The sequence below is a fragment of the Mesorhizobium helmanticense genome, from assembly GCF_003034915.1.
Taxonomy (GTDB): Bacteria; Pseudomonadota; Alphaproteobacteria; order Rhizobiales; family Rhizobiaceae; genus Mesorhizobium; species Mesorhizobium helmanticense.
On record NZ_PZJX01000071.1, the window covers coordinates 19028 to 30626 of the forward strand.

An 11599-nucleotide genomic window follows, 5' to 3' on the forward strand; every position below is an offset into this window, starting at 1 on the left:
ACCATCCTCTTCACCCGGCGCCACGACTAATGGCGACAAACCGGTCTCGCACTATGTCGGTCCGCCCTGCCGGGCCGCGGACATTTCCCTCAAGGAAATATTCGAAGTCGCCGTTCTGAAGCAGGACTGTGAACTGTTCGGCGATGAACCGGTGGACTTCGGCCTCTGCAGCAAGAATCTCGTCCACGATCTCCGGCCGCCCGTCGACGATGAGGAGGATATCTTCCATGTCACGGCTCATGAACAGATCACCTGCGCCGCGCCCGAGATAAGCTTCCAGCTTTGTCGCGACAAATAGCTCCGGGGAAAGCTTTTTGATCCTGAGCGTATCGGTCAATTCATGGGTTACTGCCGTTTCGATCCCAACTGCGTACCAGTGGTTAGTGAAGCCGAGTATGCCGGCATCGTCCGGCATAAAGTCGACCTTGAGGTCCCGCAGCCGCATCCGGCAGATGACGTTGTCCTCGGGGGACTCAGCGAAACCTCGCTGCCTCAATTCTTCCCGCAACTGCGCCCACTCTCCATAACCGGCAAGATCGACGATGAGGTCGACGTCGTCAGTCGCCCTCACATCCTCAAGGGTCACTTCGTCTGTTATAAAAAGAGCGGTTGTGCACCCGCCGACAAAGACCAGCCGTTCCCGGAAGTCTTCCCCCAAAGCTTCCGCCACCGTCTGCAGCATCAGGAGCAATTGGCCTCGGACCGTCATTTTTTCAGGAACCTCTCCGAAAGCCGCTGTCCCGCCAGGCCCGCTTCGCGCTGATTGCCGAGCCGGATGGCATCAACGAGAGCAAGATATTCGTAGAGCCGTTCATCTTTCTGGACTGCTTCAGGCACACTCTTGAACAAAGGTTCAACCGACTGCCCCATGTCCCGCCCTTGGGCATAGGGCCATATGTGTATGTACTCGCCTCCGCTGACCAATAGCCCCTTCAGCATCGGCGCGGCGAACGCCGTCGGAATACCGCGCGTCATCGCGCCTGCCTTCGCGGGAAACACGAACTTCAGGCCGTGGACGATAAATTCATAGAGATTGCGGCGGTGAGGATTGGCCCGTCCCGTATCCCGGTCTTTAATGGCCAACCCCGATGAGAGACTGCGCTTTAAGGAGGCGTTGATCTCCGTCTTGCTGATACCTGTTAGGGATTCCAGCCCGCGAACAGAGAAGGGGGCCTCGCCCGCAAAGCCCCTACGCTGTTCCCCATGGCCCGCGAACTCTCCTTGCTCCTGCAAGCTCACGAGCTTCAGAAGCACCACGATATCCTGACTTTTCATTCCAATCATTGCAGCTTGTCCTCTGTCCTAGGACCAAGGACATTCCATCATTCGATGTCTCTCCTGTCAATGAGAACGCCAGGAGGGCGCCGCGGAAAGTCCAAAATACGTCGTTTTGAGCCGCCGGTAGGTGGTTCGCCGGCAGCATGATGATTGGCTCAGGGCGCTCACCCTAGCTAAAGAGCATTCAAACCTCATCGTACGACTGGCGAGCGCCGCCGGCAGCATTGAAGCGGTCAATATCGTCGGCAGAAGAGCGTCCGAAAAGGGCTGTCGGTTGCTTCATGGTGGGAACGAAAAAGCGAGAGAAGCAGAACTTTCGTGTGCGATCTTTGCACCAGGCCCGTAACTGGCTGATTTTCCTTAAGTATCTGTCCAATCCAGTCGCGCGGGCGCGTCAGATTTCTGCGCGGTGCGGACATCGGTTTGGCGTTCCGGTCGAACTCGTTCAATCAGAACGAGGTCTTGATGCCGACCATCACCGTCGCCGCGGCAAAATCGCCGCCGATCCAGTCGTCTTCGCCGCCAGTCTCTGCGCCGGTCGCAATGTCATAGGTGTTGTAGTCGCCGCGAGCGGTGAACACCTTTTCGTAGGAACCGGAGACGAAGAAGCTGGTCCGCTCGTTGTACTGGTAGCCGACGCTGCCGCCGACCATCAGAACCGGCGCCAATTCGAAATCATCCTCGAAGCGCAGGTCACGCATCCAGTGATGATCGGTAGCGCCGGCCGAGAAGGTCGTGCCGCCCTTCAGCGCAAAGCCGAAGTTCCAGCGATCCTGGACATAGGTCGCATCGATGCCGGCGAAGGCGACCGGCAATTTCTGCTGGTAGCTGATGGCCTTTGCGTCTCGTGGGAAGTCGCCAACCGAATCCCGGAAGCCGGCAACGCTGTAGACATAGGAGCCGCCATAGGCAGTCCACTTGACCGAGGTGTACTTGAAACCACCGTTGACGTTGATCAGCAGCTGGTCGCTGAACTGGAAATTGTGGCCGAGCGCGACGATTGCCGAATAGAAGTAATCAAGATCGGTGTCGGAATGGCGCGAACGGTTGCTCCAGTCGTTCCAGCCATCATTGGTCGAGAATGACGGGTTCCAGTCATAGTCTTCCATGTAGCTGTCGCCGCTGAAGGCGATCTGGCCGGAAAGCTTGGCGGTCCAGCCGGCCTCGCTGCGCGCCGTCATCTCGGCTGAAATGACGGCAGAGGTGTTTTCCCAGATAAGGTGGCTCAGCTTCGAGCCGCTGCCGGGAGCCTGATAGACCAGCTCGTTGGCCTCGATGTCGATGACGCCGACGCCGCCAACGAAAGAGAAATTGGGATTGTAGGGCGCCGGTTCGCTCGCCACCGCGTCGCTGGCCATCGCCGGCCAGGCAGCGAGCAACGCTGCCGCTCCACCAAAGACTTTCGCGTGCAATTTCATAGGACTACCCCCATAGGAATCATCCGCCATTCGGCTATACGCAGCGTAACCGGGTGCAAGTCAGGTGCGGTCGTCTATGCAGCGCCCCTGTAGGTTGGCAAAATTGCCGCCCTCGGCTCTGTTCCTCAACACTCAAGGAAACGCCGCTAGCGTGACCCGATTGACGGCGGTTTGCCGATGCGTTCCGGGCGGCCGGCGTGACGGGAACCGTGCATTATCTGAGGCACACATTTGCGATGACGATGCTGGTACGATTGCAGCGTCAGGCAGCGACCACGCCGGACCTCAACCCGCTGAGGTCGTGCAGGTTGCTTTGAGCAGCCCATAGCAAACTCTCTAGTCTAGATAATCCGACAGAGCCGAGGGCCGAGTTCCTCGAAGCCGTTGCGCAGATAGAAATCGAGCGTGCGCTTCCATTTTGGTTGCCTGGGCGCTGCAAGCTCAAGTCGCTTCCAACCACGCGCACGGCCTTCCCGCGAGGCGACCTCAAGCAGATGAGGGGCAATCCCTTTGGAGCGCTTTTCGGGTCGAACATACAGCTCCGAAATATAGCCGAACTTGCCTCCTGCATAGATCGCCGTGCATTCATTCAGCACCATGATGCCGACCGGCTCGTCATCTGCACTTGCGATCACTGCGACCACGCCAGCGTCGGCAAGCATTATCTCCGCGCTTTGTCTGACGTCGTCGGGCGCGGGCGCTTTCCCGCCAGTGAGTTCATCGAGTAGCGCGTGAATAAAACGGACGACCGTCCCTGCGTCCGTTGCGTTGGCGCGGCGCGTAGATATGGAAGGCATATTTTCTCCTGCTAGTGCTCAAATCCCGATTCATGCTGCTATCCGCGCAGATCCGACTCACTCTTTTAAGTAACTAGGACGAGTGAACAGCATTCGAGTGAACAGCATTTTTCATCAAAAATATGATAAAAAAATGCAAAATAAATATTACAAGCATGCAGTATTCCGGGATGACTTGAGGTCAATTGCGCAGATAGGGTACCTTCTTACAGAAAATCAACCCGGTCACATCGCTACTGCACGGTGAAGCCGCCTTGCCGAGGTAAGATGAAGCTGCAAGTCTAAAAGGGCCTGGGACAAACGATACAGCCTGAGATGCTCGTGCGGCCAGAACGCTCGGACAATGCATTCGAGCAAAGAGGGACATCCGTGACGGGCGGCGAGAGCGCTCGACGGTCGCCACAACTCATTCGGCGCCAGCCGGAACACGAGCCGAGCCGACCGGTGCGCAGAGGCTGGTTGCCGCGCCGATCAAGTCGGACACGTCCGCCTCGGTCGTCGCGAAAGAGGTGACGAACCTCACGATTCCGGGCTCCCAGCGATCATGGTAGAAGCGGAATCCCATGTCGAGCAGCCCCCGGATCAGGGACGTGGGAAGTCGGCAGAACAGGATGTTGGCCTCGGGGCGCTGCTGGATTTTCACGCCTGGCACCAGGGCCAACCCCTGCGCGAGCGCCGATGCCATCGCATTGGCATGGGTCGCGTTGCGAAGCCAGACACCGTCCCTCAGATAACCGTCCATTTGCGCCGCCATGAAGCGCATCTTGGAACTCAACTGGCCGGCCCGCTTGCGGCGAAAGGCGATCGTGCTCGCGAGATCTCCGCGGAACGAGACGACCGCATCGACTCCAAACGTTCCATTCTTCGTGGCGCCAAATGACACAAGGTCGACGCCGGCCTTCCACGTCATCTCGGCCGGCGAGCAGCGCAGAGTGACGAGGGCGTTGGCGAAGCGAGCACCGTCCATGTGGAGCGGCAGGTTCGCTGACCGGCAGATACGTCCGATCGCCTTGATTTCGTCGAGCGCGTAGACCGATCCCATCTCGGTCGCCTGCGTGATGCTGACGCTGGAGGGCTGGATCGAGTGGATATCGCCCACCATGCGCGTTGCATTGGCCGCCAAGGCGTCGATGTCGATTTTGCCAGCCTCGCCTGGAAGCTGCACCAACTTCGCACCGGCGGTGTAGAACTCCGGCGCGCCGCACTCGTCGCGGTTGATGTGTGCGTCAGCGTGCGAGAGGATGCTGCCCCATGGCGGCGTAATCGCCGCGAGCGCCAGCGCGTTCGCCGCCGACCCCGTCGAAACGAGGAACACGTCGACCGAATGCTCGAACACCTCGGCGAGCTGGCGCTCGACGGTATGCGTCAGCTCGTCGTTGCCGTAGGGAAGCGCCTGACCCGACGCGCACGCGGTGATGGCTGCGATCACTTCGGGGGAGACGCCGGCGATGTTGTCGCTGGTGAAGCCGCGGGGGCGGGTCTGTTTGCTGTCGCTCATGGTCTTGACGCTCGTTTCATCCATTGACCGTCCAAGTTAGACGGTTCGCCGCGCGCTTTATTGAACGATATTCAAACCGAGAGGTAACGTGCCGGCGTCACCCCCAACACCCCCTTGAAGTGTCGGGTCAGGTGGCTCTGGTCCGCGAACCCTACCGCGACGGCGACCTCGGCGACCTGCTGACCTCGCCTCAGCAGCCGTCGCGCCTCGTCGATGCGGACCTGGATCAGGTAGCGGGTGGGAGGCAACCCGAAATGTGCCTTGAAGCCATCGATCAACGTCGCCTTGGAGCATCCGGCGAGGGCGGCCAGGGCGGCGAGCTGCAGAACTTCGTCAAAGTGGGCATGGATGAAGTCACGTACGTCGCGGAACCTCGGTGGCACGAATTTTGGCTCAGCAACGCGCGACCCGCCGGCCTCTGCGAAGACGTGGGGCAGGAAACGGATCAGATACTCCTCGATCTCCAGTGCCGAGCTATGCCCATGTTCAAGCAGGCGCCAAAACGCGCTGAGGCCGTGTGCAACTGGGGCATTCTCCTGGAACGGGCTCCTGAAGTCGATCGTTCCGGGTTCGTTTTGGCCGCTGTCCTCAAGGACTTGCCGGATAAGGCCTTCGGGCATGTAGAAGATTTTCTGGCTCCAGCCAAGATCGTCACCAGCACCCCCGAAATGCGGTTCGCCGGGCGCGAAGGTCGCGACGATGCCGCTACCGGCGTGCCAAACCTCACCTCGGCACCAAACATCATGGACGCCTCGCTCGATCAGTCCGATTAGATACTCGTTGTGGACATGCTTGGAGAAATCCTGCCGGTGATAGTCCGCCGTCAGGTAATCGAGCCCACCAAGGACATCGGAGTGCTTCATCACCGCACGATTGCGCGGCGGCCGGCCCGGAGGTTCAGAACGGCCACGCGCCTTTTCGCCGCATTCTATGGCGGTATCGGCCACTTGATGATCAATCCAGGTTGGTCATCACAACGATATCGTGCACACGTCGCGAATTTCAAACCGAAGCATGATCAATTGCCGTCCCGGGCCTGCTGCAGTGCGGGCAGCGGATTGGCGGGATTAATCGTGATTGAAGCTTGGGATGTGGACCCGAGCGACGCGTGGCCGGATGGCCGATGTCGAGAAGAAGACCAAGTGCTATCTGACGGATGAGGAATGGTCGCGGATACAACCCGGGCGCGGCCAAGACTCGGCGGCGCGTGGCGACGGAGCTGCGCGAGGGCTTGAACGCGATCCGCTACAAGCCCGATCGCGTGGCGGCTGGCGCATGCTGCCAAAGGATTTCCCGCCCATATCGGTCGCGGTCGAGACGCCTTACGGACATGCCCACGAACTGCGCCAACTGGCTGGAACGTTCCCCGGCCTGACGGCGAAGCAGCAGGCGCCGATCAAAGCGCTGAACGCAGAATACGCCAAAACTCGAAGCCGAGTACGAGCATGCCAACGAACTGCCGGCCGATGTTGACGAACGGCTACCAGGGGCGGCTACGGCTGCACTCATTGTCGGGTCTTCGACGAAGTCGGACATGAGACACAGCGCTATCGGAGTGACCGCATTGTTCTGCAACGATTTTCTCATTTGGCACGACACATGCGGGGGCTATCCCGCATGAGCGCTCCGTCAATCTCGATTGATGCGAGCAGGATTCAATCAAGGCGCAATGCGTCGCTTCTGAAGATCAAGGAGAGAAAAGTATGGCGAGAGCGCGAATTGGCGTGGCGCGGGCAATGACAGCGGCTGTCGTCCTCATCGTTGCGGGACAGGCCGGCGCGGCAGATGTTGGGCAAGCCGCGAGCGTCCCGCAGGCAGAAGCCTGCGTCGCGGAAGCGCCAAGCCCCTGGCAGATCCGCCTGCGTGCGTTGGGGGTGATCACCGAGGATTCGGGCTATGTCAATGCGGTGCCCGGCTCCGGTCTTTCGTATTCGGACACCGTGACGCCGGAACTCGATATCTCATATTTCTTCACGGACAACATCGCCGCCGAACTCATACTCGGCACCACCTATGCCAACATCGATGGCCAAGGTGCGATCGGCGGGCTGGGCGAGGTCGGCAAGGTTTGGCTGCTGCCGCCCACGCTCACATTGCAGTATCATTTTACCGATTTCGGCGCCTTCGAGCCCTATATCGGCGCCGGCGTGAACTATACGATCTTCTATCATCAGCAAGTCGGCAGCGCCGATGATCTCAAGGTCAAGAACACATTCGGCGCCGCGCTGCAGGTCGGATTCGACTACATGGTGGACCAGCACTGGGGCGTCAACTTCGACGTGAAGAAGCTTTTCCTCAAGCCCGACTTCGACGTCACTGTCGCCGGCGCCAAGCTCACGGGCAAGGCCAAGCTCGATCCCTGGTTGATAGGCGCAGGTCTCACCTACCGCTTCTGAGGACGAAGCACGGGGCACTTTTCGAAGTCCGCGCGCGGATCATCCGTGCCGAGAAGTGGACCCGCGATGGTTCTTAAAGGAGTTGTTGGCATGCGCGTAGAAAACGATCATTGCGACGTGATCGGTGTGCCGGCCGCTCCCACGCAACTTGATCGTCTTTCTTCTGCGATTCTGCGGCAGGGGGGGATGGCGCGAGTGTCGCTGCCGGGCGATGTGGTGATCTGGGCGGCAGCCCGTCACCAGACGCTCAGGCAGATGCTTTCCGACCAGCGTTTCAACAAGGACTGGCGACAGTGGCGGGCGCTGCAGGACGGCGAGATTCCCGAGGATCATCCGCTGATCGGGATATGCAAAGTGGACAACATGACCACGGCGCACGGCGCCGATCACCGGCGCTTGCGCGGCCTGCTGTCCAGCAGCTTCGCGCCCAGTCGTATCGCCTTGCTGGCGCCACGGGTCGAACAATGCGTCGATCGACTCCTGGCCGAGATGGCGCAGCGCGGCGGCAGTGCCGATCTGATGAGCGAGTTCGCCGCTCCGCTGCCCACCAACGTGATCGCCGAACTGTTCGGTTTGCCGGACGAACAGCGCGAAGAGATCGTCGCGCTCACCTACAGCCTGGCCAACACCTCCGCCACAGGCGAAGAGGTGCGACAGACGCGGCAGCGCATCCCGGAGTTCTTCCGTCGCCTGATCGCGCTCAAGCGGGGCCAGCTCGGCGATGATCTGGCTTCGGCCCTGATCGTCGCGCGTGACAAAGGCGAGCTCGTTTCCGACACCGAGCTCATCGACATGCTGTTCATGGTGCTCTCTGCGGGCTTCGTGACCACCGCCGGCGTCATCGGCAATGGCGTGCTGGCATTGCTGACGCATCCGCAGCAACTGCACTTGGTGCGCAGCGGCCAAGTTCCGTGGTCACAGGCGATCGAGGAGATCCTGCGCTGGGGCAGCTCAGCGGCCAATCTGCCGTTCCGCTATGCCACCCAGGACGTGGAGATCGACGGATGCCTGGTCCGCCGCGGCGATGCCGTCCTGATGGCGTTCCATGCGGCGAACCGGGACGAAAAGGCCTTCGGTCCCGGCGCCAACAGGTTCGATGTCACCCGGCGGCACAACCCGCATTTGTCATTCGGCGAGGGGCCGCATTCCTGCCTGGGCGCTGCGCTGGCGCGCCTGGAATTGCGCTGCGCCTTCCCCGCGCTGTTCCGGCGGCTGGAGGATCTGGCGCTGACCATCGCTGCGGAGGACGTCGTCTACATGCCGTCTTACGTCATTCGCTGCCCGCAGCGCCTGCCGGTCAGCTTCCGCCCTTCCGTCGCTTAGAGAGTGCGGCATTCACCCCGGATTCGGTGATTCTCGGTTCGCCGGGGTGGCTGGTCTCGCACGAGGGGGGCGAGCATGCCCGGTTACGCACGATCGTGGCGCCGGCCTTCAGCAATCGCAGGGTGAAGCTGCTCGCGCAGCAGGTCGAGGCGATCGCCGCGCAGTTGTGCGAGACGCTGGCGGCCCAGCCCCAGTCCGCCGACCTGAGGCGCCACCTCTCCTTTCCGCTTCCGGACATGGTTATCAGCGTGCTGATGGGCGAGTGCGCAAGCACGCTGAGCGAAGCCGAGCGGGGAACAAATACCGGGATTCCCGGCGGACCGTGACGGCCTCGCCCCACTTTACGCTCTTGAGCCCGGCGACCTCGATCTGATCCGGCGTCGCCGATGGGGACAAGGGCCTCTCCGAGCCTGCACTGATGTGAGGCCGCATCGTACACGGCTTTGGGCGAAAGAGACCGATCAGCGCAAGGGCACTATTCGCATCATCACATAAACATCTCGTTATATGTATTGACAAGGAGCGAAGCTGCTGTGATTGTGCGCATGTCGTGGTTCTCCGCGCGGCACTGCCGTAGCGGAGCTAAGAGGGAAGCCGGTGCGATGCCGGCGCTGCCCCCGCAACTGTTAGCGGCGAGCCAAGCCCATTGGTGTCACTGAGGCGAACGGCCTCGGGAAGACGGGCAGAGGCTTTGACCCGCAAGCCAGGAGACCTGCCACGACGAACAACGTCCACGGGCGGGGTGTCTCGGTGGCCGCGGTAGCCTGGCTTCGTGCCGCCTACTCGCGCGTTCCTTGTCCCCACGCCCCAACCATCGGGGTATGGCATGACTGTCTCTCAACAAATTCCTGTGGCAACGCTCGGCGTGCCGCGTATCGGTCGACGGCGGGAACTGAAATTCGCGCTTGAAAGCTACTGGTCCGGAAAATCTCCCGCTGCCGACCTGCTCGCGACGGCGAAGGCGCTACGCGAGGCTAGCTGGAGGGAGCAGCACGATCACGGCGTGTCGAAAATCCCGTCCAACGATTTCTCGCTTTATGACCATGTGCTCGACACCGTCACCATGGTCGGCGCCGTGCCGGCACGATACGCCTGGACTGACGGCGAGGTCCCACTCGATACCTATTTCGCAATGGCGCGCGGCAACCAAGATCAGGCCGCTGATTGCGGACATGCCGGTGACGAGCATGCGGCCAACGGGCATGGCCTTGCCGCGATGGAAATGACCAAATGGTTCGACACCAACTATCACTACATTGTGCCGGAACTTACCGACGATCAGAGCTTTGCCCTCTCGTCGGCGAAACCGGTCGATCATTTCCTCGAGGCCAAGGCGCTCGGCATCCACACGCGCCCGGTCCTGCTTGGACCGGTTACCTTTCTCAAGTTGGCGAAGTCACCTGATGAAGGTTTCAACCCTATCGCGCTCCTGCCACGGCTGCTGCCCGTCTACGAGGAGCTCCTGCGGAGGCTGAAGCTCGCGGGAGCCGATTGGGTGCAGATCGATGAGCCGGCGCTCGTGGTCGATCTGGTTCCCAACGAACGGGATGCGCTCCAATTCGCCTACTGCCGGCTGTCAAAAGCAGCACCGGAGTTGAAGATCATGGTCGCTACCTATTTCGGATCGCTGGGAGACAATCTCGAGACCGCAATTTCTCTGACCGTGGCGGGACTGCACGTCGATCTCGTGCGCGCTCCAGAGCAGTTGGAGACCGTCGGCCGGCTCGCGCAGAAGGAACTTGTGCTCTCGCTCGGGCTGATCGACGGCCGCAACGTCTGGCGCGCGAACCTGCCTGCCATACTTGACCGCATCAAGCCGATCGTCGCCGGCTGGCCGTTGGACCGCGTGGAGATCGCCCCGTCCTGCTCGATGCTGCATGTGCCGATCGACCTGGACATGGAGACGACACTCGATGCGGACGTGAAATCGTGGCTCGCCTTCGCGTCGCAAAAAACCGACGAGCTGGTCGTGCTCGCCCGTGCCCTAGCTGAAGGCCGGGACGCGGGCGCCGCCGAACTAGAGGCGTCGGCTGAGGCTGCCGCCGCTCGCGCGACATCCGCCAAGGTGCATGATCCGCTCGTCGAAGGTCGGGTCGCCACCATCAAGGTCGCCATGACGCGCCGGAAGAGCGCATTCGACGTGCGCTCCAAGCTTCAGGGCGACACGTTTGGCTTGCCATCCTTCCCCACCACGACGATCGGCTCCTTCCCGCAAACAGCCGAGGTTCGCAAGGCGCGGGCAGCCCATGCCAAGGGCGAGCTGAGTTACGTCGACTATGAGGCCTTCCTGAAGAAAGAGATAGAAGCCGCCGTTCGCTGGCAAGAAGAGATCGGACTCGACGTGCTGGTCCACGGTGAATTCGAGCGCAACGACATGGTGCAGTATTTCGCTGAGCAGCTCTGCGGCTTCGCCTTCACGCAACATGGGTGGGTGCAGAGCTACGGCTCGCGCTTTGTGCGACCCCCGATCATCATTGGAGATGTGTCGCGACAACAGCCGATGACAGTACATTGGTGGCGATATGCAAGGTCGCTGACGCTAAAGCCGGTGAAGGGCATGCTTACCGGCCCGGTGACGATCCTCAACTGGTCCTTCGTCCGAGACGACCTTCCGCGCTCAGCCGTCTGCCGCCAGGTCGCGCTCGCCATTCGCGATGAAGTGAGCGACCTCGAAAAGGCCGGCGCCAGGATGATCCAGATCGACGAAGCGGCACTGCGCGAGGGCTTGCCGCTGCGCGAGGCCGACTGGCAGGCCTATCTCGACTGGGCCGTCGAATGCTTCCGGCTGGCTTCAACGGCGGTCGGCGATGCGACCCAGATCCACACCCATATGTGCTACTCCGAGTTCGGCGATATCGTGGACGCGATTGCCGCAATGGATGCCGATGT

General features: G+C 61.0%; 10 protein-coding genes, 1 pseudogene and 1 riboswitch. Of the genes and pseudogenes, 5 read left to right on the top strand and 6 right to left on the bottom strand.

Annotated features, from left to right (window positions below; translation table 11 throughout):
• Positions 1 to 10 precede the first annotated feature (10 nt).
• The 6 genes from C9427_RS32075 to C9427_RS32105 form a co-directional block, all read right to left on the bottom strand.
• Positions 11 to 682, bottom strand: a complete 672-nt coding sequence (locus C9427_RS32075) for a hypothetical protein (protein WP_425351702.1) — start codon at positions 680 to 682, stop codon at positions 11 to 13.
• A gap of 23 nt (positions 683 to 705) precedes the next feature.
• Positions 706 to 1275, bottom strand: a complete 570-nt coding sequence (locus C9427_RS32080) for a hypothetical protein (RefSeq protein WP_107652993.1) — start codon at positions 1273 to 1275, stop codon at positions 706 to 708.
• A gap of 452 nt (positions 1276 to 1727) precedes the next feature.
• Complete coding sequence (locus tag C9427_RS32085) at positions 1728 to 2696, bottom strand: omptin family outer membrane protease (protein ID WP_107652994.1); 969 nt, start codon at positions 2694 to 2696, stop codon at positions 1728 to 1730.
• Positions 2697 to 3037: 341 nt separating this feature from the next.
• On the bottom strand, positions 3038 to 3358 hold the full coding sequence (locus C9427_RS32095; protein WP_245437257.1) for a GNAT family N-acetyltransferase: 321 nt from the start codon (positions 3356 to 3358) through the stop codon (positions 3038 to 3040).
• Between the two features lie 541 nt (positions 3359 to 3899).
• Positions 3900 to 5015, bottom strand: a complete 1116-nt coding sequence (locus C9427_RS32100) for a threonine aldolase family protein (RefSeq protein WP_245437258.1) — start codon at positions 5013 to 5015, stop codon at positions 3900 to 3902.
• Positions 5016 to 5062: 47 nt separating this feature from the next.
• Positions 5063 to 5938 carry an AraC family transcriptional regulator gene (locus C9427_RS32105; RefSeq protein WP_107652996.1) on the bottom strand — a complete coding sequence of 292 codons (876 nt, stop codon included), beginning with the start codon at positions 5936 to 5938 and terminating at the stop codon, positions 5063 to 5065.
• 169 nt (positions 5939 to 6107) lie between these two features.
• On the opposite strand from C9427_RS32105, the gene C9427_RS33965 reads away from it, so the two are divergent.
• The 5 genes and pseudogenes from C9427_RS33965 to metE form a co-directional block, all read left to right on the top strand.
• The gene (locus C9427_RS33965; RefSeq protein WP_146172631.1) at positions 6108 to 6464 is read left to right on the top strand and encodes a transposase; all 357 of its coding nucleotides are present in this window, start codon (positions 6108 to 6110) and stop codon (positions 6462 to 6464) included.
• A 230-nt stretch (positions 6465 to 6694) separates the two neighbouring features.
• Positions 6695 to 7387: an OmpW/AlkL family protein gene (locus C9427_RS32110; RefSeq protein WP_069091148.1), complete on the top strand. Its 693-nt coding sequence runs from the start codon at positions 6695 to 6697 to the stop codon at positions 7385 to 7387.
• 90 nt (positions 7388 to 7477) lie between these two features.
• Positions 7478 to 8710 (top strand): cytochrome P450 family protein, encoded by a 1233-nt coding sequence (locus C9427_RS32115; RefSeq protein ID WP_107652997.1) that lies wholly within the window; start codon positions 7478 to 7480, stop codon positions 8708 to 8710.
• Positions 8677 to 8970 (top strand): annotated as a pseudogene (locus C9427_RS32120) (cytochrome P450); the annotation flags it as partial. The gene C9427_RS32115 and the pseudogene C9427_RS32120, both read left to right, overlap by 34 nt.
• A gap of 274 nt (positions 8971 to 9244) precedes the next feature.
• A riboswitch (cobalamin riboswitch) is annotated at positions 9245 to 9444 on the top strand.
• A gap of 116 nt (positions 9445 to 9560) precedes the next feature.
• Positions 9561 to 11599, top strand: a 2039-nt coding sequence (metE, locus tag C9427_RS32125; protein WP_107652998.1) for a 5-methyltetrahydropteroyltriglutamate--homocysteine S-methyltransferase, incomplete at its 3' end; no start/stop codon positions are given.

Bases quoted from the DNA above. Each gene is read 5' to 3' on its own strand.
- C9427_RS32095 (WP_245437257.1), bottom strand. From the start codon at position 3,358: ATGCTTGCCGACGCTGGCGTGGTCGCAGTGATCGCAAGTGCAGATGAC.
- C9427_RS32085 (WP_107652994.1), bottom strand. From the start codon at position 2,696: ATGAAATTGCACGCGAAAGTCTTTGGTGGAGCGGCAGCGTTGCTCGCT.
- C9427_RS32115 (WP_107652997.1), top strand. From the start codon at position 7,478: ATGCGCGTAGAAAACGATCATTGCGACGTGATCGGTGTGCCGGCCGCT.
- C9427_RS32075 (WP_425351702.1), bottom strand. From the start codon at position 682: ATGCTGCAGACGGTGGCGGAAGCTTTGGGGGAAGACTTCCGGGAACGG.
- C9427_RS32100 (WP_245437258.1), bottom strand. From the start codon at position 5,015: ATGGATGAAACGAGCGTCAAGACCATGAGCGACAGCAAACAGACCCGC.
- C9427_RS33965 (WP_146172631.1), top strand. From the start codon at position 6,108: ATGGCCGATGTCGAGAAGAAGACCAAGTGCTATCTGACGGATGAGGAA.
- C9427_RS32110 (WP_069091148.1), top strand. From the start codon at position 6,695: ATGGCGAGAGCGCGAATTGGCGTGGCGCGGGCAATGACAGCGGCTGTC.
- C9427_RS32080 (WP_107652993.1), bottom strand. From the start codon at position 1,275: ATGAAAAGTCAGGATATCGTGGTGCTTCTGAAGCTCGTGAGCTTGCAG.